The organism is Salipiger abyssi (assembly GCF_001975705.1).
Classification (GTDB): Bacteria; Pseudomonadota; Alphaproteobacteria; order Rhodobacterales; family Rhodobacteraceae; genus Salipiger; species Salipiger abyssi.
Window position 1 is genome coordinate 1,874,841 of the sequence record NZ_CP015093.1, and the last position, 22,783, is coordinate 1,897,623.

The following is a 22,783-nucleotide window of genomic DNA, read 5'->3' on the forward strand; positions in this document are numbered from 1 at the left end:
CGATGCGCGGGTCTTCTCAGGGAGCATGTGATGGGCAGATTGCCCACCCGACATGCGCTTAGCCATCGCAGCCGTGGATATCGACCGCGTGGCTGGCGCCCAGCACGGTGATGCGCAGGCGCGAGCGGTCGAGCATGAACGGCTTGCCGTCCATATGCATGAGCCTTGTCTCTGTCACCAGCGTGCCGCCCTCGCGATGGGTCTTCGGCTCGGCGACCCATAGCGCCGGCTGGCCGCTTTCGATCACGGTTTCCTCGGTGCCGCCGGCGCCGGGCATGTCTATCTCGGCGCGCAGGGCGATCCCGTTGCCGGCGGGGCTCACCCGGCAGCGCACCTGTTTCACCGAGGCCTCGGATTCGGTGAAAGGCGCCGAGGCGAGGGCCGAGGCGATCATCGGGTCGGGTTGCGCGGTCGTGGACGGCAGCGTCGCATCGATGCGCAGCGTGTGCGGCAGGCAGATCTCGTTGCAGAGCCCGAGCTGCATCTCGGTCTTCAGCCGGATATCGCCATTGCCCTGCGGGGTGATGCGCAGCGGCAGCACCAGCTCTTTCTTGTAGCCGACCGAGCGCATGCCCGATTGCCAGAACACATGCGGCGCGGGCCAGAGCACCTCCACCGACCGGGTGTTGCGCGAGCCGCGCCAGTCGAAGACCGGCGGGATGCCGGCCTCGCCGGGCGCGCGCCAGTAGGTCTTCCAACCCGGCGCCAGCGTCAGATGCAGCGCCGCCATGTGGTCGCCATCGGGCAGGCGCCAGCCCGGGCGCAGCTCGGCCTCCACCGGTTCGGCGGCGAGGGCCGGGGCGGCGCAGGCGAGAAGGGCGGCGAAAATCAGGGACAGGGCTCGGATCATGAGGAAACACATGGTCAATCCTGCATGAAATGCCAAGTCACATTGCGGCGAGAGCGCCGTGCGCCGTGTCCTCCGGGAGACGCCGCGCCTCCTCTCTTGCACCGCGTCCCGCTGGGGGCCATGTTGGAGGTCGACACCCCGATCGGAAGGTTGCCCCATGGACATCGCCTCTGGCACCACGGACCTCACCGGACACATGCTGATCGCGATGCCGGGCATGGGCGATTCGCGATTCGAACAGGCGGTGGTCTTCCTGTGCGCGCATTCCGACGAGGGCGCCATGGGGCTGATCGTCAACAAGCCCTCGGGCGACGTGACCATGGCCGGGCTTCTGGAACAGCTCTCGATCACCCCGGCGCCGGGGCTCGAACGGCGGCAGGTGCATTTCGGCGGACCGGTGGAGATGGGGCGCGGCTTCGTTCTGCACTCGCCTGATTATCAGTCGGGGCTGACCACCTTGCAGGTCGATGGCGAGTTCCACATGACCGGCACGCTGGATGTGCTGGAAACCATCGCGCGCGGCGACGGCCCGGCGCGCTGGATGGCGATGCTGGGCTATGCCGGCTGGGGGCCGGGGCAGCTCGAGGAGGAGCTGGCGCAGAACGGCTGGCTGGTCTGCGACGCCTCGCCGGAGCTGGTCTTCGACATCGCCGATGCCTCGAAATGGGAGGCGGCGCTGAACTCGCTGGGAATCCCCGCGCATCTGCTCTCGGCGGAGGGCGGGACGGCCTGAGACGGTCTTGGCGGCGGTGGGCAGATTGCCCACCCTACGGGTGACAGGGCGACCGCCCCGGACCTGCTCCGGGGCCTCGGCGGTTGTCATCGTCGCGCTGTTTAGTGGTTTTGTCTGATGTGCAACGGAAGCCGGGCCCGGCGACTGACCGTGGGGTGTCGCGCTATCCTCTGAATCCCTTGATTTATCCCGGCCAAATCCGAAGGATATCGAAGCTAGGCGCGAGCGTCACCAAAGCGGCAGCCCGCCCGAACGGGCAGCCGCTGGGCCCGGCGGCGCTACGCGCCTTGTTCCGGGCCAGGGGCGCGGGGAGCTTTTGGAGGGTGTTGTCCAATGGGGCTGATGAACGCGCCGCCCGCGCTACTCCCGCGGTGCCGCCGCGCGGTTCAGCCGGTCGTTGATCGCCACGCCCAGCCCGACATGCGGGATCGGCATGACGGCGATGGCCTCGGCGCCGGAGGCGTCCAGCCGGTGCAGGTATTCGAAGAGATTGGCCGCCGCCTCGACCAGATCGCCCGTGGGCGACAGGTTGAGATCGCAATCGCCCTCGGTCTTGCCGAATCCCAGCCTCGCCTCGCCCGCATGCCATTCCGCCGCGTTGAGGCGCACTCGCGCCCGGGGCGCGTAATGCGAGGCGAGCTGCCCCGGCGCCGAGATCGCCTCGCGGTCGCGGCGGGCCAGCACCGGGCGGCCCAGAGCCTCCGACAGCGCCTCGGTGGTGATCCGGCCCGGGCGCAGCAGCGTCGGCTTGCCCGCAAGGCCGAGGATCGTCGATTCCAGCCCGACCTCGCAGGCACCGCCGTCCAGCACCGCTTCGATCCGCCCGTCGAGCGTGTCGAGCACATGCGCGGCGCGGGTCGGGCTGATGCGGCCCGAGCGGTTGGCCGAGGGCGCCGCAACCGGCCCGCCAAAGCCGCGCAGCAGCGCGCGCGCCGCCGGATTGGCGGGCATCCGTACCGCCAGCGACCCGAGCCCCGCCGTCACCAGCTTCGATACCGGCGCGCCGGCGCGCAGCGGCAAAACCATGGTGAGCGGGCCGGGCCAGAAGGCCGCGGCGGCGGCATCGGCGAGATCGGTCCACTCGACCAGCGCCTTCACCGCGTCGAGATCGGCCAGATGCACGATCAGCGGGTTGAAGGAGGGCCGGCCCTTGGCCTCGTAGATCCGCGCCACGGCGCGGTCGTTGCAGGCGTCTCCGCCCAGCCCGTAGACGGTCTCCGTCGGGAAGGCGACCAGCCCGCCCTGTCGCAGGATCTCTGCCGCGCGGGTGATGCCCGGCTCGTCGGCCGCAAGGCGCTCGGTTGCGATTTCGCTCATGATATTTCGTGACGCCGCGTTTCGATTGGACAGGCGCGCGGGGACCGGTAGGCTCGCGACCCGAGAATGACGCTCTTGCTAGCCGAGCGCCTGCCTGTTGCCAACCGGGATTGGACCCAGCTCATGCCTTATCGCGCCCCCGTTTCCGAAACCTGCTTTCTCCTCGACCATGTGGTGGGCTTTTCCGCCGTTCAGGCCACCGAGCGGTTTGCCGAGGCCACGAGCGACACCGTTCAGGCGGTGCTGACCGAAGCCGGAAAGATGTGCGAGGAGGTCATGGCTCCGGTGCAGCGCAACGGCGATCTGCATCCCGCGGTGCTGGAAAACGGCGTGGTGCGCTGTTCGCCGGGCTATGCCGAGGCCTATCGCGCCATTGCCGAGGGCGGCTGGGTGGCGATCACCGCCGATCCGGAATACGGCGGCATGGGCCTGCCGCTGACGGTGGCCACGGCGGTGAACGAGATGATGTCCGGTGCCTGCCTGGCGCTGCAACTGAACCCGCTGCTGACCCAGGGCCAGATCGAGGCGCTGGAGCATCACGCCGACGAGGAAATGAAGGCGCTCTACCTGCCCAGGCTCATCTCGGGCGAATGGGCCGGCACGATGAACCTGACCGAGCCGCAGGCCGGCTCCGATGTGGGCGCGCTGAGTTCCAGGGCCACCGACAATGGCGACGGCACCTACGCGGTCACCGGGCAGAAGATCTATATCTCCTGGGGCGATAACGATTTCGTCGAGAATATCTGCCACCTGGTGCTTGCGCGCCTGCCCGACGCGCCCGCCGGCACCAAGGGGATCAGCCTCTTCATGGTGCCGAAATTCATTCCCGACGAAAACGGCAACCCGGGCGTGGCCAACAGCCTCAAGGTGGTGAGTCTCGAGCACAAGATGGGCCTGCACGGCTCGCCCACCTGCGTGATGTCCTATGAGGGTGCCACCGGCTGGATGGTGGGCGAACCGGGCGGCGGCATGAAGGCGATGTTCACCATGATGAACAATGCCCGGCTGGGTGTCGGCGGCGAGGGCGTGGGCGCGGCGGAAGGCGCCTATCAGCACGCGCTGGCCTTTGCCAATGAGCGCAAGCAGGGCAAGAACCCTTACGACACGATCATCGGCCACGCGGATGTGCGCCGCATGCTGGCGACGATGAAGGCCGAGATCTTCACCGCCCGCGCCATTGCGCTCGACTGCGCGGTTGCCATCGACATGGGCCGCGCCACCGGCGAGGCGGAGTGGCAGGCCCGCGCGGCGTTTCTGACGCCGATCGCCAAGGCCTTCGGCACCGATACCGGCTGCGAGGTCTCCTCAATGGGGGTGCAGGTGCATGGCGGCATGGGCTATGTCGAGGAATCCGGCGCCGCGCAATATTACCGCGACGTGCGGGTGACGGCGATCTATGAGGGCACCAACGGCATCCAGGCGATGGACATGGTGGGCCGCAAGCTGATGGATGGCGGCGAGGTCGCCGGCCGTCTGCTCGACGAGATCGAGGCCGAGGCGGAGGCCGCCAAGGCCGCGCTGCCGGATCTGGCCGAGGCGGTCTGGCAGGCCGCCGAGACGCTGCGCGAAACCACCGAATGGCTGGTGGCGCGCCCGATGCCGGAGCGCTTCGGCACCGCGGTGCCCTATCTGCGCGCCTTCGCGCGGGTGTTGGGCGGGCATTACCACCTGCGCGCGGCGATGGCCGACCGCGACGGCGCGCATGGCCGGCTGGCGCGGTTCTACATCACCCGGCTGCTGCCCGAGCATACCGGCCTGCTGGCACATGTGCGCGCCGAGGATGCGGCGCTGATGGCGATCAGCCCCGACGATCTGGCAGCGTGATGACCTCCGGCATCCGTTACCCGCACGAGGTGCCGCCGGAGGAAGGCACGGCGCTGGAACTGGCCGAGGGCGTGCTCTGGATGCGCCTGCCGCTGCCGATGGCGCTGGACCATGTGAATGTCTACGCGCTCGACGATGGCGACGGCTGGACCATTGTCGATACCGGCTTTTCCTCGCGCCATACCCGCGCGATCTGGGAGACGCTGCTGAGCGGCCCGCTCGGCGGCAAGCCGGTGCGCCGGGTGCTGGTCACCCATCACCACCCCGATCATATCGGGCTCGCGGGCTGGTTCCAGGAGCGCGGCGCCGAGCTGATCACCACCCGCACCGCCTGGCTGTTCTCGCGGATGTTGCAGCTCGACACGCAGGACCGCCCGACCGAGGCGCAGCTCGCCTATTGGCGCCATTGCGGCATGGACCCGGAGATCCTGCGCCAGCGTGCCGGTGAGCGGCCCTTCAACTCGGCGGATGTGGTCTGGCCGCTGCCGCTGGGCTTCACCCGCATCCGGCAGGACGACACGATCCGCATCGGCGGGCGGGTCTGGGACGTGCATATCGGCAACGGCCACGCGCCCGAACACGCGACGCTCTGGTCGCAGGACGACAATCTGGTGCTGTCGGGCGATCAGATCCTCTCCACCATCAGCTCCAATATCGGTGTCTATGCCACCGAGCCAGAGGCTGACCCGGTGGGCGACTGGCTGGAGGCCTGCGAACGGCTGATGACGCTGGCGCGGCCCGAACATCTGGTGCTGGGCGGGCACAAGCTGCCCTTTACCGGGCTGCCCTTCCGCATGGCGCAGCTCATCGAGAATCACCACTCCGCGCTCGACCGGCTGCACGCCTATCTGACCGAACCCAAATCGGCCGGCGCCTGTTTCGCGCCGCTCTTCAAGCGCAATATCGACGGCGGCACCTACGGGCTGGCGCTGGTCGAGGCGATGGCCCATTGCCTGCACCTGTGGCACGAGGGCCGCGCGGTGCGGACGGTGGGGCCGGACGATGCCTGGCTCTGGCAGGCGATCTGAACCGGCGGGCGGGGAAAAGATACCTGGACCCTGCGTCTTTTGTGCTGGTGACAGGGCTTTGGAAATCGGCTAACCAAAATGCCGAGAAAAGGCATTCCAAAGGGACGGACGTCGCAGATGGCTGAACACAAGCACGGCACCATGGACATCACCGCGCAGGAGAAAACCTTCAACGGGTTCGTCAAGTTCACGATCCGCACGGTCGGCGTGATCATCTTCATCCTGCTGTTCCTGGCGGTCTTCAACACCTGACGCCAGCGCGATCCCACCGGGAGCATTTCAGATATGTTGTTTCGAGCCGCGGTATTCGCCGGTCTGGCAGCGCTCGCGCTTGCGGGATGTACCACGCCGGGCGCAAGAATTCCCAATGCCACGCCTGAAGAGATCGCCGCGGCGGCCTATCGCCACCCTGGCCCGCCGGCGATCACCCTCTATACGATGATCAACAACCGCACCGATGCCGGCGCGCATTCCAGCATGATGATCAACGCACCGTCGCAGCGGGTGGTCTTCGACCCCGCCGGCTCGGTGCGGGCGGATTATCTGGTCGAGGCCGACGATGTGCTCTACGGCATCACGCCGCGCATCGAGGGCTTCTACGAGCGTGCCCATGCCCGCGAGACCTATCGCGTGCGCATCCAGCGCATCGAGGTGCCGCCGGAAGTGGCCGAGCAGGCGCTGCGTCTGGTGCAGGGCTATGGTTCGGTGCCGCATGCGCAATGCACCGTCGCGACCTCGGGCGTGCTGTCTCAGCTTCCGGGTTTCGAAGGGATCAAGAACACCTGGTTCCCGGTGAAACTTGCCGATCAGCTGGCAGAAATGCCCGGCGTGACCGAGCGCGTGTTGCGCGAGGACGATGCCGACGACAAGGCGCTGGCGATTGCCGCCGGGCCGGGCGATCAGCCGAACCAGTAGGCGCCGCCGGCGAGCACCAGCCCGCCGAGCAGCATCGACAGGATCACGTTCTTGATGAAATAGGCCGCCGCCAGCGTCACGCCGGCGGCGGTGAGCCGTACCGGATCGGTCTCGCCTTCGGTTGCGCTGGGCCAGACGACCAGCGGCATGACCAGCGCCGGCAGCACCGCCACGGCGGTATAGCGCAGATGCCGGGTCAGCCATTCCGGCAGCGGTCGGTCGCCCACCAGGCCCAGAAACACGAAGCGCAGGCCGAAGCTTCCCAGCCCCAGTGCCACGATCACGATCCAAAGTTCGGTTCTGTCGATCATTTTGCACCCACCCTGCGTTCCACTTCGGCCCCTGCCGCCATGCCCAGGCCCGCCGCGACCAGCAGGCCGAGATTGAAGGGCAGGAAGGCGAATGTCAGTGCCGCCACCGAGGCGACCAGCGCCGCCGTGCGATGCGCGCCGGTGCGCAGCGCCGGGCCGATCATCGCGATAAAGGCCAGCGGCATGGCGAAATCCAGCCCCCATTCCGTCGGGATCGCCGAGCCCACCAGCGCGCCGACCACCGTGAAGGCATACCAGAACGGGCAGAGCGGCATGGTGGCGCCGAGGAAATAGGCGAATTTCTCGGCCAGCGAGAGGTCGCGCTCCTTCTCGAACTTGACCACCGACAGGGCGTAGTTCTGATCCACCAGGAAATAGGCGCAGACCGCGCGTTTCCAGAGCGGCAGCTTGCCCAGGGCCGGCGTCAGCGAGGCGGAATACATCGCCATGCGCAGATTGACCGCCAGCGCCGAGGCCAGCACCACCACCAGCGGCACGTTTTCCTGCAAGAGCTGAAGCGCGGTGAACTGCGACGCCCCGGCGATCACCGCGAGGGAAAAGGCCAGCGCCTCACCGGCGTTCAGCCCGGCATCCGAGGCCACAACGCCGAACAGCGTGGCAAAGGGCAGGATGACAAGCAGGAAGGGCAGTCCGTCGCGGACGCCGGTCCAAAAGCTTGACTTCACGCCGGGGCCCGCCATGGTGCATCTCCGAATTCAGGGTGTGGTCAAGCCGTACCGAAGCGCCGGGGGAGATGCAATTGCCACAACTGTGTGTGTACGCACGAAAGAGTCTCTTGCCGTGAAGCAACCTTTCGGTGTGATCCTCGCCGGCGGGCTGGCGACGCGGATGGGCGGCGGCGACAAGGCATCGCTCATGCTGGGCGGGCAGAGCCTGCTGTCCCATGCGGTGGAGCGTCTGGAGCCGCAGGTGGCGGGGCTGGCGCTCAACGCCAATGGCGATCCCGCGCGCTTTGCGGCGACGGGCCTGCCGCTGCTGCCCGATCCGCTGTCCGGCCATCCCGGGCCGCTGGCGGGCATTCTCGCGGGGCTCGACTGGGCGGCGGCTGAGGGTGGCGACACGGTGGTGAGCGTGGCCTGCGACACGCCGTTCTTTCCCTGCGATCTGGTGCCGCAGCTTCTGCTTGCCGCCGAAGGGATGGAGGCGCCGCTGGCGCTGGCCGCCAGCCAGGGGCGCCGGCATCCGGTCTTCGGGCTCTGGCCGGTATCGCTTCGCGGCGCGCTGCGCGCCGCGCTGGATCGGGGCGAGCGCAAGGTGGCAGCATTTGCCGACGCCCATGGCGGGCGCGAGGCGGCGTTTCCGGCGCCGGGGCTCGATCCGTTCTTCAACATCAACACGCCCGCCGATCTGGCGGAGGCCGAGGCGGTGCTGGCATGAAGGTCTTTGGCGTCACCGGCTGGAAGAATGCCGGCAAGACCACCCTGGTCGAGCGTCTGATCGCCGAGTTCCGCGCGCGTGGCTTGCGGGTCAGCACGCTGAAACACGCCCATCACGGCTTTGACATCGACCATGAGGGCAAGGACAGCTACCGCCACCGCGCGGCGGGAGCGGGCGAGGTGATCGTTGCCTCCGGGCGCCGTGTGGCGCAGCTCACCGAGCTTGACGAGGAGATGCCGCTGGCGGCGCTGCTGGCGCGGCTGGGGCCCTGCGATATCGTGTTGATCGAGGGCTGGAAGCGCGACGATCACCCGAAGATCGAGGTGCATCGCGCGGAAAATGGCGGTGCGCTGATCGCCGAAGGGGATCCGACGATCCGGGCGGTGGCGAGCGATTATGCGGTGACGGTAGATTGTCCGGTGCTCGATCTGGAAGATGTGGCCGGGATCGCCGATTTCATCCTGGCGGAAGTTTGAGGGGCGTGGCGGGTTGGAAACCCTCCCTACCGTGCCACGCATTGGTGAGCCGCGCCATCGCCGGCCCGTGGGTTGGCGACCTCAGCTCTGAACCTCTCGATTTATCCCGGCCATGTCCGAAAGACCTCGACACGTTGTACTGACGTCACCAAATCGCCAGCCCGGGGGACGGGCCGGCGATGGCGCGGCGCCCTTCGGGCTTGTTCCGCGCCCGAGCAACGCTCAACCGTAGGGTAAGTTTCCAACCCACCGCGCCCCTCAAATCAATCGAACGTCCCCGCCACGCGGCCGAGCAGCATGAAGGCCCGTGCCGAGCGGGTGTTTGCCAGTTCGCTCACCTCGGAATCGCTGGCCTCGGGGGCGAAACGCGCCACCCCCTTGTCGAAGAGCCGCAGGAAGTGATGCGCCGCGTCGCGGAAGATCGGATCCTGCTTCATCCGTCCGGCGGTCAGTGCCAGCGAGGAGCGGTCGCGCACGCCGCCAAGCGCCGCGATGGCGCGGCCCCGTGCGCCGTCGGCGAAGGCGCGCCAGATCTCCGGACGCGCCATGTCCGGGCGCAGGTCGTCCATATAGATGCCGTCCTGCGACAGCAGCGTCAGCACATCCTGTGCTGCCTGGATCAACTGCGCGGTCGGGCGGTCCTTCAGCGCGCGGCGCAGCGCGGCAAAGCCCTGCTCGTCCTCGGCGGTCTCGGGGAAGTTCAGCGCGCGGATGAAATCGGCATTGGCCAGCGGCGGTTGCAATGCCTCGGCAGGCGTGCCCAGCGACAGCACGGGCTGATCCTCGGTCATCTCGGCGGCGGGCGCCGGCACCGGCGCCTGCGCGCTCGCGGCGGTGCGGGTCGAGGTGAAGATCGCCAGCGCCGTCTCAGTCTTGCGCTGGGCGGCGGCGATCTCGTCGAGCTTCTTGGAAATGGAGCCCGCGCCCGCGTCTTTCCGCCCGGCCTGAGCCTGCGCCAGATAGGCGTTGCGGATCGCGTCGATGGCGGTTTGCAGCCGCGCGCTCTCCTCGCGCATCACCCGGCTGGCCCGTGCAGCGGTGGCCGCCACCCAGATCAGTGCCACCGGCATGAACACCACCATGAGCGTCAGGACAAACCGCAGCCCGTCGGTGCCCTCGCCGCCCCACATCAGGAAAAACGCGCCCGACAGCACCAGCCAGCCGATGCTGAGCGCCATCGCGGCGATTTCGATGCCGGAGATGCCGCCTTTCGGGGACCGCTCGTAGATGCCCAGCGGGGTGGGCTGGCTGTCGTTGCTATCGGCCATCTGGCGCGGACCTTACTTGTAAGCGATGCTCAGAATCTCGTAGCTCTTTTCGCCGCCCGGGGTGCGGACTTCAACGCTGTCGCCCTCTTCCTTGCCGATCAGGGCGCGGGCGATGGGCGATTTGATGTTGAGCAGGCCCTTCTCGATATTGGCCTCATGCTCGCCGACGATCTGCCAGGTCTTTTCCTCGTCGGTATCCTCGTCGACCACGGTGACCGTGGCGCCGAACTTCACCGCGCCGGTCAGCTTGGCAGGGTCGATCACCTCGGCCAGCCCCATCACCGACTCGATCTCCTTGATGCGGCCCTCGATGAAACCCTGCTTTTCGCGGGCGGAATGATACTCGGCGTTTTCCTTAAGATCGCCCAGCTCGCGCGCCTCTGCGATCGCCTGGATGATCGCGGGGCGCTCTTCGCTCTTGAGCGTTTTCAATTCGGTCTCGAGCGCGGAGAACCCCGCGCGGGTCATTAGGATCTTTTCCAAGGAGAGGGCTCCTGAACGTACGGTTCGTGCATTTCAGTCTGAGTATGGCACATAACGTGTCTTCCCGCCCCTTCGTCAAGTGGGCAAGCCGGCGTCTTTAGGCGCATTGACCGGATGGGTAAGAGAAATCGACGCATTTCCGCCGTGCGGCGGAGCTCGCCGGCGGTGCGGGGCCCGAATCTGGCGAGAAAGACGCTTTCAAGCGGCATCCTGCCGTGTTTCGATTGACCTTTGCTGCGCTGCCGCGCTACCCCGGGCCGCAAGATTATTTCTTGAGAAGCCAGCGGAGGAGTCGGCATGGCCGAAATCGAGCGCGAGTCGATGGAATACGATGTTGTGATCGTGGGGGCGGGGCCGGCCGGGCTCTCCGCTGCGATCCGGCTGAAACAGCTTGATGCCGACCTGAATGTCGTCGTCCTGGAAAAAGGCTCCGAAGTCGGCGCGCATATCCTGTCGGGCGCGGTGCTCGATCCCTGCGGCCTGAACGCGCTCATTCCCGACTGGAAGGAAAAAGGCGCGCCGGTCACCGTGCCGGTGAAGGAAGACAAGTTCTACCTGCTGGGCGAGGCCGGCAAGGTCGGCATCCCGCACTGGCCGATGCCGCCCTTCATGTCGAACCACGGCAACTACATCGTCTCGATGGGCAATGTCTGCCGCTGGATGGCCGAGCAGGCCGAGGCGATGGGCGTCGAGATCTTCCCCGGCATGGCCTGCTCCGAGCTGGTCTATGGCGACAATGGCGAGGTCAAGGGCGTGGTCGCGGGCGAGTTCGGCAAGGAGGCCGACGGCACCCCCGGCCCGGCCTACGAGCCCGGCATGGAGCTGCACGGCAAATATGTCTTCTTGTCGGAGGGCGTGCGCGGATCGCTGGCCAAGGAAGTGATCGCGAAATACGACCTCTCCGCCGGCAAGTGCCCGCAGAAATTCGGCCTCGGCATGAAGGAGATCTGGGAGATCGACCCCGCCAAGCACCGCGAGGGCCGGGTCGAGCACACGATGGGCTGGCCGCTGGGCAAGAATGCCGGCGGCGGGGCGTTCATCTACCATATCGAGAACAACCAGGTTTATGTCGGCTTCGTGGTTCACCTGAACTACAAGAACCCGCATCTCTTCCCCTATATGGAGTTCCAGCGCTTCAAGCATCACCCGCATGTGGCGGAGCTGCTCGAAGGCGGCAAGCGCGTGGCCTATGGCGCGCGGGCGATCTCCGAGGGCGGCTATCAGTCGATGCCCAAGATGGTGGCGCCGGGCGTGGCGCTGCTGGGCTGCTCGGTGGGCATGGTCAACGTGCCGCGCATCAAGGGCAACCACAACGCCATGCTCTCGGGCAAGGCGGCGGCCGAGGCGGCCTATGAGGCGATCCAGGCGGGCCGCGGCTCGGACGAGCTGACCGCCTACGAGACCGAGGTGCGCGACGGTGCCATCGGCAAGGATCTGTGGAAGGTGCGCAACGTCAAGCCGATCTGGTCGAAATACGGCCTGATGGGCTCGCTCAGCCTCGGTGGCTTCGACATGTGGACCAACCAGCTGGGCTTTTCGCTTTTCGGTACGGTCAAGCACGGCAAATCCGACGCCGCGATGACCGAGCCCGCCGAGAACCACAAGCCGATCGACTATCCCAAGCCCGATGGCAAGATCAGCTTCGACCGCCTGACCAATGTGTCCTTCTCCTTCACCAACCACGAAGAGAGCCAGCCGGCGCATCTCAAGCTCAAGGACGCTTCGGTGCCGGTCTCGGTGGATCTGGCGAAATTCGCGGGCCCGTCGCAGCGCTACTGCCCGGCGGGGGTGTACGAATTCGTCGAGAAGGAGAACGGGCCGGAGTTCGTGATCAACTTCCAGAACTGCGTGCATTGCAAGACCTGCGACATCAAGGATCCTGCGCAGAACATCAACTGGACGGTGCCGCAGGGCGGCGACGGGCCGAACTATCCGAATATGTGAGGCCGGCTTTCCGGTTTCGCGCTGCAAAGCCCCGGCCTCTGGTCCGGGGCTTTGTTTTGTGGGCGGATTCGGCCTTGCAACCGGTTGCGCAGTTCCGCTAAAGGGGTCGGCGGAGAGGTGGCCGAGTGGTCGAAGGCGCACGCCTGGAAAGTGTGTAGGCGGGTAACCGTCTCGAGGGTTCGAATCCCTTCCTCTCCGCCATAAAGCCCGTATCGAGAATGCGGCCTCTCCCCCTCCTGAAATCTTCCGCGACGTCCAGACGGCCTGCGCCGGCAATGTCGCGTCCGGGCTGGCATCGCTGCGCGAGACCTGCTTAGACAGGACCGACCCCACCGGCCCGAGCCAGAAGGAGATGCCCTCCATGACCGACGATCCGAACACCCGTCACACCGAGAAGATGCGCAAGATCAAGGCGGCGCGCGACCGCATGATGGAGAGCAAGACCGGCGAGAAGGGGCTGGTCATCGTGCATACCGGTTCGGGCAAGGGCAAATCTTCCTCTGGCTTCGGCATGATCATGCGCTGCATCGCGCATGGCATGCCCTGCGCGGTGGTGCAGTTCATCAAGGGCACCTGGGAGACCGGCGAGCGGCGCCTGCTCGAAGAACGCTTCTCCGATCTCTGCACCTTTGTCGTCTCCGGCGAGGGGTTCACCTGGGAGACCCAGGACCGCGAGCGCGACATTGCCGCCGCCTGTGCCGGCTGGGAGCGCGCCAAGGCGCTGATCCGTGATCCGGAAATCCGCTTCGTGCTGCTCGACGAGATCAATATCGCGCTGCGCAACGATTATCTGGAGATCGGCGAAGTGGTGGATTTCCTGCGCGCCGAAAAGCCCGAGATGACCCATGTCTGTCTCACTGGGCGCAACGCCAAATCCGAACTGATCGAGCTTGCCGATCTGGTGACCGAGATGACGCTGGTCAAGCACCCGTTCCGCGCCGGGGTGAAGGCGCAGGCCGGGGTGGAGTTCTGAGTAAGGGTGCTCAGCCCTGTGCGGGCTGCCAGCCTTCGCCCGCGCGCGTGAGCAGTGGCGTGTCGAAAACGCCCTCCACCGGTATGCCATGAAGCACCTGCTGCCAGCGAAGCGTCTGGCGCATGGCAACGCCCGTGACGACCGGCGCCCGACCGATCATCTCCAGCAGATCGCGCCCGGCCCGCATCGAGACGCCGGAGCTGACCACATCGTCGATGAGCGCAATCCGCGCACCGTCGAGCAGCGGCAGCATGCGCGGGTCGATATAGAGCCGTTTGGCAGCGCCCGGGCTGGTGATCGAGCTGAGCGGCACCGACAGCGCCTCGTCGTACCAGAACTTGCGCGAGGTGCCGAGCGGCACCATCCGCGCATGGCCCAGATGCGCCGCCACCGCCCGGGCAAGGCCCAGCCCCAGCGTCGGCAGGCCGATCACCACATCCGGCGCATAGGGTTTGAGCCGCGCGGCGAGGTGATCCGCCAGCGCCGCCTCGACCGTGAAACTCGCCTGGTTGAGGATCAGCGAGGCGATGCCGTTGCCGCTTTCTCCCAGCGGACGGATGGGCAGCCAGAGCAGCCGTCCGTCGGGCATCTGCGCCGGGAACCTGTGCTGCCAGGGAGGCGGCGGGGGTGGGCCGGGTTCGAAATCCTGCCAGAATTCGTGGGGCTGCATTCTTGCGCCTTTTCAGGGGGGTAGTCAGAGGCTAGCATCGCACCCATGACGATGCCACCGGATTTCGACCTTGCCGCCCTGACCGCGCTGCGCCGCGATCTGCATGCCCATCCCGAGCTGGGGTTCGAGGAACACCGCACCGCCGCGCTGGTGGCCGAGCGCCTGCGCGCGCTGGGCTACGAGACCGAGACCGGCATTGCCGGCACCGGCGTGGTCGGTACGCTGCGCGGCGGCGGCAAGGCGGTGGGGCTGCGCGCCGATATGGACGCGCTGGCGATGCCCGAGACCTCGGGGCGCGACTGGGCCTCGACCGTGCCGGGCAAGATGCATGCCTGCGGCCATGACGGCCACACTTCGATGCTTCTCGGTGCGGCGGAGGTGCTGGCTAAGGCGCCGCCCGAGGGGGTGACAGTGCATCTGATCTTCCAGCCCGCCGAAGAGGGGCGCGGCGGAGCGAAGGCCATGGTCGAGGCGGGGCTTTTCGAGCGCTACCCCTGCGACATGGTTTTCGGGCTGCACAATATGCCGGGGCTGACGGTCGACGAGATGGCGGTGGTGGCCGGGCCGCAGCTTGCCAGTTCCGATAGCTGGACGCTGCGGCTGGTGGGCGAGGGCACCCATGGTGCCAAACCGCATCTGGGCCGCGACCCGCTGCCGGCGGCGGGGCAGTTCCTCGCGAGCCTGCAAACGGTGACCGGGCGCATCGTCGATCCGTTGCAGCCGGCGGTGGTCAGCGCCTGTTCTGTGCAGGCGGGCGATCCGCGCGCGCTGAACGTGATCCCGGATGTCGTCGAGATCGGCGGTACCGCGCGCGCCTATACCGAAGAGGTGCGCGGCCAGCTCGAGGCGGGGATCGGACGGCTGGCACGCGGCATCGCCGAGGCGCACGGGCTGGAGGCGGAGTATACCTTTATCCGCCGCATCCCGCCGGTGGTGAACGACCCGGCGGCGACGGATGTGGCGCTGGCCGCCGCGCGGCAGGTGTCGGGCAATGTGCGCACGGCGTTTCCGCCCTCCACGGCGGGCGACGATTTCGCCTTTTTCGGTCAGGCGGCGCCGGGGGCCTATGTCTGGCTCGGCAACGGGCCGGCGCAAGACGGCGCGCTGCACCACAATACCGGCTACGATTTCAACGACGCAGCGCTGCCCACCGGCGTGGCGTTCTGGGTGGAGCTGGTGCGCGAGGCGGCACGGCGCGGCTGAGCGCTCAGCCCAGCACCGGCGAGGTCAGGAGCTTGCCCGCCTGCGGATCGGCAATGCCGAGATCGGTCTGATGCGGGCCCTTGTTGCAGGCCAGCGTCGCGCCCACCAGCGCCTTGAAGACCAGATAGGGCGGCTGCCAGTCGACCACGCTCTCCATCGCGGTACGCAGCGTCACCAGCCCTTCGGCCACTTCGTCCAGCGGCGCGTCGGAGACCAGCCCCGCCACCGGCAGCGGCAGCAGCGCCGTGACCGCGCCGCCCTGCGCCACGGCCATGCCGCCGCCGCAGGCGATGAGCGCATTGGCGGCGGTGGCCATGTCGCGCGGATCTGCGCCGAAGACCGTGAGGTTGTGGCTGTCATGGCTGACCGTGGTGGCAAAGGCGCCGCGCCAGTCGCCCCAGCCGGTCAGTATCCCGACCTTGGGCGCGGGTTCGGCAGTCCCGTGGCGATGCAGCACGGCGATCCGTGTGGCGCCCTGCGGCAGCACGACCTTGCAGTCGTTGACCGGGGCTGCGATCTCGCCCCACTGGGTGAAGCGTGGCCGGTCGATGGTGGCAAGCCGTACCTCAGGGCCCTTCGCCGCAATTTCGAACGCTTCCTGCGTGACCGGCGACAGGCGCATGCTGCCGCGCAGCCGTTCGGGCAGTGGCAACGGTGTGGTCGGGGCGGGGGCGGCGCCGTTGAACAGCACATGCTCGGCGCCGAACGCCTCCAGCGAACGGGTCAGCACCAGATCGGCGCGTTTCCCCGGCGCCACGCGACCCAGGTCATGCCTCCCCAGCCGCAGTGCCGCGTTCAGGGTCGCGGCCTGAAGCGCCCGCATCGGCGGCAGGCCATAGCGGATCATCCGGCGCAGCATATCGTCGAGCCCGCCGTCCCGCGCCAGATCGTCGGGAAAGGTATCGTCGGTGCAGAGCGTCAGGGTGGGTGGGCAGTGCGGGAGGCCCGCCAGACGCTGTGCAATCTCCGGCAGCAGGTGATCGTGCGAGCCGCGCAGCTCGATCCAGAGCCCGGCGCGCAGCTTTTCCATCAGATCCTCGGCGGATGTGAGCTCGTGATCCGAGGTGATCCCCGCCGCGGTGAAGGCCTGAAGCTCGGCCCCGGTCAGCCCGCGCGCATGGCCGCAGAGCGGTTTGCCCGAGGCCAGCGCCGCCTGAAGGATGCCGCGCATCCGGGGCGCGCGCGCGATCACCGCGCCCATATCCATGACCTCCGCCAGCCCGTGCATGTCGGGCCGCTCGATCAGCGTGGCGATGGTGGCGCCGTCGAAATCCGCCCCCGCCGTCTCGTAGCCGGGCGCCGAGGGTACGCAGGAGGGCACCAGCGGCAGGATGCGGGCGCAGGCATTGGCGGCGCCGCGCGCAGCATAGTCGAGCCCCTCGACGCCGGCCACATTGGCGAATTCATGCGGATCCCAGACCAACGTCGTCACCCCGCGCGGCAGCACATGGGCGGCATAGGTCTCGGGCGTGATCATGGAGCTTTCCACATGCATATGCGTGTCGATCAGCCCCGGCGTGACGATCATGCCGGTCGCGTCGAGCGTCTCCGCCGCATCCGCCCGCGTGCCCGGCGCGTGGACCGAGGCGATGAGTGGCCCCACGATGCCGATATCGGCCGCGCGGATCTCTCCCAGCGCGGTGTCGGCCACTTGCCCGCCGAGGATCAGCAGATCGAAGGGCGCGTCTCCGCGCGCGGCGGCAATGGCGCGGTCGCGCAACGCGGCATCGTCGAGATCCTGCGGTTCGGAAAGGCTCATGACGGATCCCTCAGGGCGGAGAGGCAGAGCCCGCGCACCGCATCCGCGTCGAGATCGGAGACGATCTGCCAGGGCGTGGCGGTGGCGGGGGTGACGCGGGTCTGGCCCCGGCGCTCCGGATCGGCGAGCTCGGTCACCAGTTCGACATGGCTCAGGGTGAAGAGCTCGGGCGCGCGCAGCAGCGCCGCGGCGACCGGATCGTAAAGCGCCATGCCGGGGCGGCCCCGGCTGAGGCCGATATCGAGATAGCCGCCCATCAGGTCGTGCATGATCGGCGGCAGGGGGGCGAGGTCGGGCTCGGTCACCTGCACCTTGCGGCAGGCTTCGAGATCGACCATCACCAGCGGCACCTCGCGGGCGAGCAGCAGCGCCAGTGCCTCCGGGTCGGCGATGGCGTTGAACTCGGCATAAGGCGTGTGGTTGCCGCGCCCGACCGAGCCGCCCATCCAGACGATGCGGCGGATGCGCGGCAGCAGGTCGGGCCGGGCCAGCGCCAGATAGGCGAGGTTGGTGAGCGGCCCCATGGCCAGAATCTCTGCCTGCTCGTGCCATTCCAGCCAGGTCATCAGCCCGGTCAGCGCGCGGGTCAGCGGCCGGTCCACCGCGCGGGGCAGGCGCAGCCCACGGCTCGGCTGTCCGGCGGGCCCGAGGATGCGTGCGGCGGTCTCCAGCCCCCCGCGAAGCGCGCGGTCGGCGCCCTCGGTCACCGGGAAGGTCCAGCCATAGGCGTTGGCCGCGTCGAGCGCATTGGCCCGCACCGAGGCCAGCTCGGCACAACCAAAGACCAGCGACATGCCGTCGATGGGCAGTGCGCCGTCGAGCATCAGCACCGCAAAGAGGTCGTCGACCCCCATATCGGTGTCGATCCAGATCCCCATCAGTCGAGCCGCGCCAGATGCGCGGCGCGCTCGCGCGGCAGGTCGAAGGCGACGCTCTGGCCGATCTCCAGCGGCGCGGCGCCGGCGGGGGTGTCGGCCTTGATCGTGCCAAGCGGGCTGTCGAGGATGTATTCCCGGCGTTCGCCGGCAAAGGCGGTGCCGCGCACCGTGCCCTGGTTGGGGCCGCTGCCCAGCACCACCGCGCCGGGACGCCAGGCCAGCCCGCCGCCCGCGCCGTCGGGCAGGATCGTCTCGAAGCCGATAAAATCGGCGGCAAAGCCCGAGACCGGCGCGGAATAGATCTCTTCCGGCGTGCCCATCTGCTCGATGGCGCCATCGCGCATCAGCACTATGCGGTCGGCCAGTGCCAGCGCCTCGGCCTGATCGTGGGTGACAAAGACCATGGTGATGCCCGTCTCCTTCTGCACCCGTTGCAGCTCCATCCGCATTTCCAGGCGCAGCCGCGCGTCGAGATTGGAGAGCGGTTCGTCGAGCAGCAACACCTTGGGTTCCATCACCAGACTGCGGGCCAGCGCCACCCGCTGCTGCTGCCCGCCCGACAGATCGCGCGGCGCGCGATCCGCGAACTCGGTCAGCCCGACGGTCGCGAGCCCGTCGCGCACCTTGGCGTCGAGATCGGGTGCCGATTTCAGCCGCAGCCCAAAGGCCACGTTTTCGTAAACCGTCAGATGCGGAAACAGCGCATAGCTCTGAAACACCAGCCCGACCTCCCGCTTGGACGGCGGCAGGCGGGTCACGTCGCGCCCGTCGATCACGATACGCCCGGCGCTGGGCGTCATCAGCCCGGCGATGGCGCGCATGGTGGTGGATTTGCCGCAGCCCGAGGGCCCCAGCAGGGTGATCAGCTCGCCCTTGGCGATGGAGAGGTCGAGCCCCTCCACGGCGACGGTCTTGCCATAGGCGAGCGTGAGCCCGTCGAGCGCAACGTAGTCAGACATATTTCGAGAACCCCAGGAACCGTTCCGCGGCGAGGATGATGCCGATGGAGAGGAAGGCGAGCAGCGCTGAAAGCGCCGCCACGGATGGATCATAGTTGATTTCCATATAGGCGATCATGTCGATGGGCAGGGTGCGGATCCCCGGCCCCGACAGGAACAGTGAGACCGGCACCTGATTGAACGAGGTGACAAAGCCCAGGATGAAGGCGGCGAGGATGCCGCCGCGAATATTCGGCAGCACCACCTTGGTCACCGCCTGAAACCGCGTGCAGCCGAGGATCAGCGCCGCCTCTTCCATGTCGGTGCGCAGGTTCTCCATTGAGGCGGAGACCACGCGTACCGCATAGGGCAGCACCAGTGCCGTATGGGCGAGGAACAGCGCGGTGAGCATGCCGATGCCGGTGGGCAGCACCAGATAGCGCAACAGTGCGAGGCCGACGATGATGCCCGGCACGATGATCGGCGAGGAGACGATCAGCCGCACCGCCTCGGCCCCCGGCACGCGGTAGCGGGTCATCGCGTAGCTGGCGGGAATCCCCAGCGCCAGCGCCGTCAGCGTGCCGCCCACCGCGAGAAACATCGACACGCCGAAAGAGGCGCGGAAGCTCTCGATGGTAAAGACCTTGATGAACCACTTGAGCGACAGGCCCTGCGGCGGGAAGGCCAGCGAATTGCCCGCCGAGAGCGCGGCGGCGATGATGATCAGGAACGGGCCGATCAGAAAGGCGAGGGTCAGGGTCAGGATGACCCAGCTCGGCAGACGGTTCATCGCGCCCTCCTTGCGGTGGCGAGACGCTTGAGCAGCAGGTTGGCGGAGAAGGCCATGACCATGAGGATCATGGCGATCACGCTCGCCGAGGCGAAATCATTGGCCACCGTGACCCGCTGATAGAGCAGCGTCTCCAGCATCAGTACCTTGGCGCCGCCGAGGATGGCGGGTGTGATATAGGCGGTCATCGAACCGGTGAAGACCAGCGTGCCTCCGATCACCAGCCCCTCGCGGGTGAGCGGCAGGATGACCCGGGCAAAGACCTGAAACCAGTTGGCGCCGAGTACTCGCGCGGCGGGCACCGCATCGCGCGGCATGTTCTCCATCGCCGAGACCAGGCTGATGATCATTAGCGGCAGGAAGAGTTGCAGCAGGCCGATAAAGACGGCGGTCTCGGTGAAAAGCAGCCGCAGCGGCGTGTCGAGCAGCCCGCTTCCCACCAGCACCTGGTTGACGAAGCCGGTGCGCCCGAGGATCACCAGCCATGCATAGGTGCGCGCCACGGGCGAGATCATCAACGGCAGGGTGACCAGCGCAAAGACCCGTCCGCGCGAGGCGGGCGGCAGGCTGACGATGGCGAAGGCGGTGGCATAGCCAATCACCGCCGAGACCCCGGCCACAAGCGCCGCCAGTTTCAGCGTGCGCAGGAACACCACGCGGTTGCGGCCGCTGGCGAAGAACTCGACATAAGGCGCCAGCGACCAGCCGTCGGCATTGCGAAAGCCTTCGGAAAGCAGGATGCCCACCGGCAGCAGAAACAGCGCCGCGGCGAAGACCGCCGCAGGCAAGGCCAGGGCGAGACCTGTGCGTTTGTCCTCGAACATGAGCTTACTTCAGCACCTTGGCGTTCCATTCCTCCAGCCAGCTTTCGCGGCTGTCGAGGATCACGTCGGGCGGCAGCAGCTTGAGCGAGGCCACGGTCTCGGCACCATAGGTCAGGTTCTCGGCCACCTCGTCGGAGACCTCCACCTCGGCATTGGCGGGGCTGTCGACCAGCGCCTCGGCCAGCGCGGTCTGGATGTCGGTCGAGAGCCAGAAATCCATGAATTGCAGCGCCAGATCCTCGTTGCCGTTATTGGCGGTCATCACCATGACGTTCATGCCGCCGGTCTGGCCCTCTTTCGGTCTCGCCCATTCCATCGGCAGCCCATTGTCCTTGAACCGGCCCCAGGCAAAGCGGCCCACCGGCGCGGCCCAGATCTCCTCCTGCTGCATGAGCTGAGCGAGCTGCGAGGAGCGCACGTAATAGGTCACGATATCGTCCGCATGCGCGGCGACCTCTTCGATGGCGGGGGAGAGGTCATAGCCCTCCGATCCCATCGCCTGGCCGAGCATGTAGAGCGCCGGCGGGCCCTGGTTGGTGGTGACATCGGGAAAGGCCACGTTGCCTGCCAGCTCGGGCGACATCAGGTCGGCCCAGCTCTCCACCGTCACCTTGTCGGAGCGGTACACGATGGAGGTGGCGTAGAAAGTGTAGCCAATGCCCAGATGGTCGCCCAGCGGATCCTTGGCGATGTCGTAGAGCTTGTCGTAATTCGACAGTTTCGACACATCGACCGGTTGCAGCAGATCCTTGCGGGCGGCGCCCATGGCGTCATGGGTGGAGAGCACCGCCATGTCGATCACCGGGTCGTCCTTGTTGGCTTCGATCTTGGCCAGCCGCTCGACGGAATTGCCGGTCTCGACGACGATATCGCAGTCGCAGATCTCCTCGAACGGGTCGTAGACGATCTCTTTGAATTCATCCTGGGCAAAGCTGTAGACCGAGATGGTCAGCGTCTTGTCGGCGGCATGGGCCGCGGGTGCGAGGGCGAGCGCGCTCAGGCTCGCCGCCGCCAGCAGGCGGGTCTTGGCGGGACGTCGGGTCATGGGCAGGTCTCCGTGTTGGGTTGGTTTATGGTTGTGCCGCGTGGCAGCAGCGTCACCGGAACGGTGCGCGGCGGCGGTGCGGGTTGGGCGTCGAGCTGCGCCAGCACGCTGGCCAGCGCGCCCTCGGCGATGGTGCCCAGATTCTGGGCGACGGTGGTCAGGCCCGGCGCCACAAGCGCCGAGAAGGCGTGATTGTCGAAGCCGGTCACCGCGATCTCTTGCGGCACCTTCAGCCCGGCCGCCTGCAAGCGCGTCAGCAGCGGCAGCGCGATCAGGTCGGAAGTGGCGGCAAGCGCGGTGAAGCCCTGGGCCAGGATGTCGCGCGGCGCGGGGAGGGGGGCTTCCTCCAGCCAAAGCACCCTTGCGCGCATGTCGCTGTCGAGTGCCGCTCGCATGCCGGCCACCCGGTCGGTCTGTACCCGGGACGAGCGGCTTTGCCCGACGATAAGGATGTTCTTGTGCCCGAAGCTGCGCAGATGCTCGGCGATCAGCGCGCCGCCCTGCCGGTGATCGGCAGAGATGGTGTTGCCCGGGGTAGAGGCGGCGTCGATGACCGCGACCGGCACCGCGAGCTCTGGCAGTTTTGTACCGCGTCTCGGCACCACGACCAGCCCGTCGGCCCCTTGCCGCAGCAGCCGGCGCAGCGCCTTGTCCTGTGCCTCGCGGGTGCCCCGGCTGTCGGCGATGAGCACGCCGAGCCCGCGCGCCTGCGCTGCCGCTTCGATGGATTGGGCCAGAGCGGGAAAGAGCGGATTCGCGATGTCGGGCAGTACCAGCCCGATCACGCCGCTGCGCCCGGTGCGCAGCGCCCGCGCCTGCACCGAAGGGGCATAGCCCAGTCGCGCAGCCTCGTCGCGGATGCGGGCCTTCAACGCCTCCGAGACCCGCCCCTTGCCAGAGAGCGCGTTGGACACGGTGGCCTTGGAGACCCCCATGGCGCGCGCGATGTCTTCCAGCTTGGGTGTCATGCCCCGACTCGGCTCCTGGCAGATTAAACGATTAAGCAAATTCAGCGCGACCGATGCGTTCCGCGTCAAGTGGCGACATCGGAAATTCCGGTCAGACAGGCATTTCCCGGAGGTGGTTGCATGCGAATTGATCGCACGCGCATCGGGCTGGTGGCGCGGGCTCCGGAATTGCGGCAGCGCCTCTTTCG

The 22,783-nt window shown here is 67.5% G+C and carries 24 protein-coding genes and 1 tRNA gene; 11 read left to right on the top strand and 14 right to left on the bottom strand.

Annotated elements, in window-relative coordinates; translation table 11 throughout:
* Window positions 1-58 precede the first annotated feature (58 nt).
* Window positions 59-850: a protein-disulfide reductase DsbD domain-containing protein gene (locus Ga0080574_RS12575; RefSeq protein WP_076705924.1), complete on the bottom strand. Its 792-nt coding sequence runs from the start codon at window positions 848-850 to the stop codon at window positions 59-61.
* Window positions 851-1,007: 157 nt separating this feature from the next.
* On the opposite strand from Ga0080574_RS12575, the gene Ga0080574_RS12580 reads away from it, so the two are divergent.
* A complete protein-coding gene (locus Ga0080574_RS12580) occupies window positions 1,008-1,583 on the top strand; it encodes a YqgE/AlgH family protein (RefSeq protein WP_076699593.1) in 576 nt (191 codons plus the stop codon).
* A 360-nt stretch (window positions 1,584-1,943) separates the two neighbouring features.
* Here Ga0080574_RS12580 and Ga0080574_RS12585 read toward each other — a convergent pair whose 3' ends face one another.
* The gene (locus tag Ga0080574_RS12585; RefSeq protein WP_076699596.1) at window positions 1,944-2,900 is read right to left on the bottom strand and encodes an L-threonylcarbamoyladenylate synthase; all 957 of its coding nucleotides are present in this window, start codon (window positions 2,898-2,900) and stop codon (window positions 1,944-1,946) included.
* A 123-nt stretch (window positions 2,901-3,023) separates the two neighbouring features.
* Here Ga0080574_RS12585 and Ga0080574_RS12590 point away from each other — a divergent pair, with 123 nt between their 5' ends.
* The 4 genes from Ga0080574_RS12590 to Ga0080574_RS12605 all read left to right on the top strand — a co-directional run bounded on the left by Ga0080574_RS12590 (window position 3,024) and on the right by Ga0080574_RS12605 (window position 6,667).
* Window positions 3,024-4,724, top strand: a complete 1,701-nt coding sequence (locus tag Ga0080574_RS12590) for an acyl-CoA dehydrogenase (RefSeq protein WP_076699599.1) — start codon at window positions 3,024-3,026, stop codon at window positions 4,722-4,724.
* Complete coding sequence (locus tag Ga0080574_RS12595) at window positions 4,724-5,752, top strand: MBL fold metallo-hydrolase (protein WP_076699602.1); 1,029 nt, start codon at window positions 4,724-4,726, stop codon at window positions 5,750-5,752. The genes Ga0080574_RS12590 and Ga0080574_RS12595 overlap by 1 nt, the downstream gene beginning before the upstream one ends.
* 117 nt (window positions 5,753-5,869) lie before the next feature.
* Complete coding sequence (locus Ga0080574_RS12600; RefSeq protein WP_076699605.1) at window positions 5,870-6,004, top strand: aa3-type cytochrome c oxidase subunit IV; 135 nt, start codon at window positions 5,870-5,872, stop codon at window positions 6,002-6,004.
* Between the two features lie 33 nt (window positions 6,005-6,037).
* Window positions 6,038-6,667, top strand: a complete 630-nt coding sequence (locus tag Ga0080574_RS12605; protein WP_076699608.1) for a hypothetical protein — start codon at window positions 6,038-6,040, stop codon at window positions 6,665-6,667.
* On the opposite strand, the gene Ga0080574_RS12610 is transcribed toward Ga0080574_RS12605, so the two are convergent.
* The gene (locus Ga0080574_RS12610; RefSeq protein WP_076699611.1) at window positions 6,652-6,978 is read right to left on the bottom strand and encodes an AzlD domain-containing protein; all 327 of its coding nucleotides are present in this window, start codon (window positions 6,976-6,978) and stop codon (window positions 6,652-6,654) included. The genes Ga0080574_RS12605 and Ga0080574_RS12610 overlap by 16 nt on opposite strands.
* The gene (locus Ga0080574_RS12615) at window positions 6,975-7,679 is read right to left on the bottom strand and encodes an AzlC family ABC transporter permease (RefSeq protein WP_076699614.1); all 705 of its coding nucleotides are present in this window, start codon (window positions 7,677-7,679) and stop codon (window positions 6,975-6,977) included. Before Ga0080574_RS12615 ends, Ga0080574_RS12610 begins: the two co-directional genes overlap by 4 nt.
* A gap of 100 nt (window positions 7,680-7,779) precedes the next feature.
* Here Ga0080574_RS12615 and mobA point away from each other — a divergent pair, with 100 nt between their 5' ends.
* Together mobA and mobB are read left to right on the top strand one after the other, a co-directional pair.
* Window positions 7,780-8,376, top strand: a complete 597-nt coding sequence (mobA, locus tag Ga0080574_RS12620; protein WP_076699617.1) for a molybdenum cofactor guanylyltransferase MobA — start codon at window positions 7,780-7,782, stop codon at window positions 8,374-8,376.
* Window positions 8,373-8,852, top strand: a complete 480-nt coding sequence (mobB, locus tag Ga0080574_RS12625) for a molybdopterin-guanine dinucleotide biosynthesis protein B (protein WP_076699620.1) — start codon at window positions 8,373-8,375, stop codon at window positions 8,850-8,852. The genes mobA and mobB overlap by 4 nt, the downstream gene beginning before the upstream one ends.
* Before the next feature lie 263 nt (window positions 8,853-9,115).
* On the opposite strand, the gene Ga0080574_RS12630 is transcribed toward mobB, so the two are convergent.
* Together Ga0080574_RS12630 and greA are read right to left on the bottom strand one after the other, a co-directional pair.
* Window positions 9,116-10,120, bottom strand: coding sequence for a hypothetical protein (locus tag Ga0080574_RS12630; RefSeq protein ID WP_076699623.1), 1,005 nt, complete (start codon window positions 10,118-10,120; stop codon window positions 9,116-9,118).
* Between the two features lie 12 nt (window positions 10,121-10,132).
* Window positions 10,133-10,603, bottom strand: coding sequence for a transcription elongation factor GreA (greA, locus tag Ga0080574_RS12635; protein ID WP_076699626.1), 471 nt, complete (start codon window positions 10,601-10,603; stop codon window positions 10,133-10,135).
* 297 nt (window positions 10,604-10,900) lie between these two features.
* Between greA and Ga0080574_RS12640 the strand changes: the two genes are divergently transcribed.
* The 3 genes from Ga0080574_RS12640 to cobO all read left to right on the top strand — a co-directional run bounded on the left by Ga0080574_RS12640 (window position 10,901) and on the right by cobO (window position 13,520).
* The gene (locus Ga0080574_RS12640; protein ID WP_076699629.1) at window positions 10,901-12,547 is read left to right on the top strand and encodes an electron transfer flavoprotein-ubiquinone oxidoreductase; all 1,647 of its coding nucleotides are present in this window, start codon (window positions 10,901-10,903) and stop codon (window positions 12,545-12,547) included.
* A gap of 111 nt (window positions 12,548-12,658) precedes the next feature.
* A tRNA-Ser gene (locus Ga0080574_RS12645) sits at window positions 12,659-12,748 on the top strand.
* 160 nt (window positions 12,749-12,908) lie between these two features.
* The gene (gene cobO, locus Ga0080574_RS12650; RefSeq protein WP_076699632.1) at window positions 12,909-13,520 is read left to right on the top strand and encodes a cob(I)yrinic acid a,c-diamide adenosyltransferase; all 612 of its coding nucleotides are present in this window, start codon (window positions 12,909-12,911) and stop codon (window positions 13,518-13,520) included.
* Between the two features lie 10 nt (window positions 13,521-13,530).
* Here the strand turns inward: cobO and Ga0080574_RS12655 are convergent, their stop codons facing one another.
* Window positions 13,531-14,190 (bottom strand): phosphoribosyltransferase, encoded by a 660-nt coding sequence (locus Ga0080574_RS12655; protein WP_076699635.1) that lies wholly within the window; start codon window positions 14,188-14,190, stop codon window positions 13,531-13,533.
* Between the two features lie 45 nt (window positions 14,191-14,235).
* Here Ga0080574_RS12655 and Ga0080574_RS12660 point away from each other — a divergent pair, with 45 nt between their 5' ends.
* Window positions 14,236-15,393, top strand: a complete 1,158-nt coding sequence (locus Ga0080574_RS12660; protein WP_076699639.1) for a M20 aminoacylase family protein — start codon at window positions 14,236-14,238, stop codon at window positions 15,391-15,393.
* 4 nt (window positions 15,394-15,397) lie between these two features.
* On the opposite strand, the gene Ga0080574_RS12665 is transcribed toward Ga0080574_RS12660, so the two are convergent.
* Genes Ga0080574_RS12665 through Ga0080574_RS12695 form a run of 7 tightly spaced genes read right to left on the bottom strand, consistent with a single transcriptional unit; the run spans window position 15,398 to window position 22,595 of the window.
* Window positions 15,398-17,152, bottom strand: coding sequence for an adenine deaminase (locus tag Ga0080574_RS12665; RefSeq protein WP_076699642.1), 1,755 nt, complete (start codon window positions 17,150-17,152; stop codon window positions 15,398-15,400).
* The gene (locus tag Ga0080574_RS12670; protein ID WP_076699645.1) at window positions 17,149-18,030 is read right to left on the bottom strand and encodes a nucleoside hydrolase; all 882 of its coding nucleotides are present in this window, start codon (window positions 18,028-18,030) and stop codon (window positions 17,149-17,151) included. Before Ga0080574_RS12670 ends, Ga0080574_RS12665 begins: the two co-directional genes overlap by 4 nt.
* Window positions 18,030-18,989, bottom strand: a complete 960-nt coding sequence (locus Ga0080574_RS12675; RefSeq protein WP_076699648.1) for an ABC transporter ATP-binding protein — start codon at window positions 18,987-18,989, stop codon at window positions 18,030-18,032. Before Ga0080574_RS12675 ends, Ga0080574_RS12670 begins: the two co-directional genes overlap by 1 nt.
* Window positions 18,982-19,758, bottom strand: coding sequence for an ABC transporter permease (locus Ga0080574_RS12680; RefSeq protein ID WP_076699651.1), 777 nt, complete (start codon window positions 19,756-19,758; stop codon window positions 18,982-18,984). The genes Ga0080574_RS12675 and Ga0080574_RS12680 overlap by 8 nt, the downstream gene beginning before the upstream one ends.
* Window positions 19,755-20,582 (bottom strand): ABC transporter permease, encoded by an 828-nt coding sequence (locus tag Ga0080574_RS12685; protein WP_076699654.1) that lies wholly within the window; start codon window positions 20,580-20,582, stop codon window positions 19,755-19,757. Before Ga0080574_RS12685 ends, Ga0080574_RS12680 begins: the two co-directional genes overlap by 4 nt.
* A 4-nt stretch (window positions 20,583-20,586) precedes the next feature.
* Window positions 20,587-21,627 (bottom strand): ABC transporter substrate-binding protein, encoded by a 1,041-nt coding sequence (locus tag Ga0080574_RS12690; protein ID WP_076699657.1) that lies wholly within the window; start codon window positions 21,625-21,627, stop codon window positions 20,587-20,589.
* Window positions 21,624-22,595 (bottom strand): LacI family DNA-binding transcriptional regulator, encoded by a 972-nt coding sequence (locus Ga0080574_RS12695; protein ID WP_076699660.1) that lies wholly within the window; start codon window positions 22,593-22,595, stop codon window positions 21,624-21,626. The genes Ga0080574_RS12690 and Ga0080574_RS12695 overlap by 4 nt, the downstream gene beginning before the upstream one ends.
* Between the last annotated feature and the right edge of the window lie 188 nt (window positions 22,596-22,783).

What these genes read in the sequence shown, in the direction of transcription:
- Ga0080574_RS12575 (WP_076705924.1), bottom strand. Translation starts at nt 850, where the DNA reads ATGATCCGAGCCCTGTCCCTGATTTTCGCCGCCCTTCTCGCCTGCGCC.
- Ga0080574_RS12580 (WP_076699593.1), top strand. Translation starts at nt 1,008, where the DNA reads ATGGACATCGCCTCTGGCACCACGGACCTCACCGGACACATGCTGATC.
- Ga0080574_RS12585 (WP_076699596.1), bottom strand. Translation starts at nt 2,900, where the DNA reads ATGAGCGAAATCGCAACCGAGCGCCTTGCGGCCGACGAGCCGGGCATC.
- Ga0080574_RS12590 (WP_076699599.1), top strand. Translation starts at nt 3,024, where the DNA reads ATGCCTTATCGCGCCCCCGTTTCCGAAACCTGCTTTCTCCTCGACCAT.
- Ga0080574_RS12595 (WP_076699602.1), top strand. Translation starts at nt 4,724, where the DNA reads ATGACCTCCGGCATCCGTTACCCGCACGAGGTGCCGCCGGAGGAAGGC.
- Ga0080574_RS12600 (WP_076699605.1), top strand. Translation starts at nt 5,870, where the DNA reads ATGGCTGAACACAAGCACGGCACCATGGACATCACCGCGCAGGAGAAA.
- Ga0080574_RS12605 (WP_076699608.1), top strand. Translation starts at nt 6,038, where the DNA reads ATGTTGTTTCGAGCCGCGGTATTCGCCGGTCTGGCAGCGCTCGCGCTT.
- Ga0080574_RS12610 (WP_076699611.1), bottom strand. Translation starts at nt 6,978, where the DNA reads ATGATCGACAGAACCGAACTTTGGATCGTGATCGTGGCACTGGGGCTG.
- Ga0080574_RS12615 (WP_076699614.1), bottom strand. Translation starts at nt 7,679, where the DNA reads ATGGCGGGCCCCGGCGTGAAGTCAAGCTTTTGGACCGGCGTCCGCGAC.
- mobB (WP_076699620.1), top strand. Translation starts at nt 8,373, where the DNA reads ATGAAGGTCTTTGGCGTCACCGGCTGGAAGAATGCCGGCAAGACCACC.
- Ga0080574_RS12630 (WP_076699623.1), bottom strand. Translation starts at nt 10,120, where the DNA reads ATGGCCGATAGCAACGACAGCCAGCCCACCCCGCTGGGCATCTACGAG.
- Ga0080574_RS12640 (WP_076699629.1), top strand. Translation starts at nt 10,901, where the DNA reads ATGGCCGAAATCGAGCGCGAGTCGATGGAATACGATGTTGTGATCGTG.
- cobO (WP_076699632.1), top strand. Translation starts at nt 12,909, where the DNA reads ATGACCGACGATCCGAACACCCGTCACACCGAGAAGATGCGCAAGATC.
- Ga0080574_RS12655 (WP_076699635.1), bottom strand. Translation starts at nt 14,190, where the DNA reads ATGCAGCCCCACGAATTCTGGCAGGATTTCGAACCCGGCCCACCCCCG.
- Ga0080574_RS12660 (WP_076699639.1), top strand. Translation starts at nt 14,236, where the DNA reads ATGACGATGCCACCGGATTTCGACCTTGCCGCCCTGACCGCGCTGCGC.
- Ga0080574_RS12665 (WP_076699642.1), bottom strand. Translation starts at nt 17,152, where the DNA reads ATGAGCCTTTCCGAACCGCAGGATCTCGACGATGCCGCGTTGCGCGAC.
- Ga0080574_RS12670 (WP_076699645.1), bottom strand. Translation starts at nt 18,030, where the DNA reads ATGGGGATCTGGATCGACACCGATATGGGGGTCGACGACCTCTTTGCG.
- Ga0080574_RS12675 (WP_076699648.1), bottom strand. Translation starts at nt 18,989, where the DNA reads ATGTCTGACTACGTTGCGCTCGACGGGCTCACGCTCGCCTATGGCAAG.
- Ga0080574_RS12680 (WP_076699651.1), bottom strand. Translation starts at nt 19,758, where the DNA reads ATGAACCGTCTGCCGAGCTGGGTCATCCTGACCCTGACCCTCGCCTTT.
- Ga0080574_RS12685 (WP_076699654.1), bottom strand. Translation starts at nt 20,582, where the DNA reads ATGTTCGAGGACAAACGCACAGGTCTCGCCCTGGCCTTGCCTGCGGCG.
- Ga0080574_RS12690 (WP_076699657.1), bottom strand. Translation starts at nt 21,627, where the DNA reads ATGACCCGACGTCCCGCCAAGACCCGCCTGCTGGCGGCGGCGAGCCTG.
- Ga0080574_RS12695 (WP_076699660.1), bottom strand. Translation starts at nt 22,595, where the DNA reads ATGACACCCAAGCTGGAAGACATCGCGCGCGCCATGGGGGTCTCCAAG.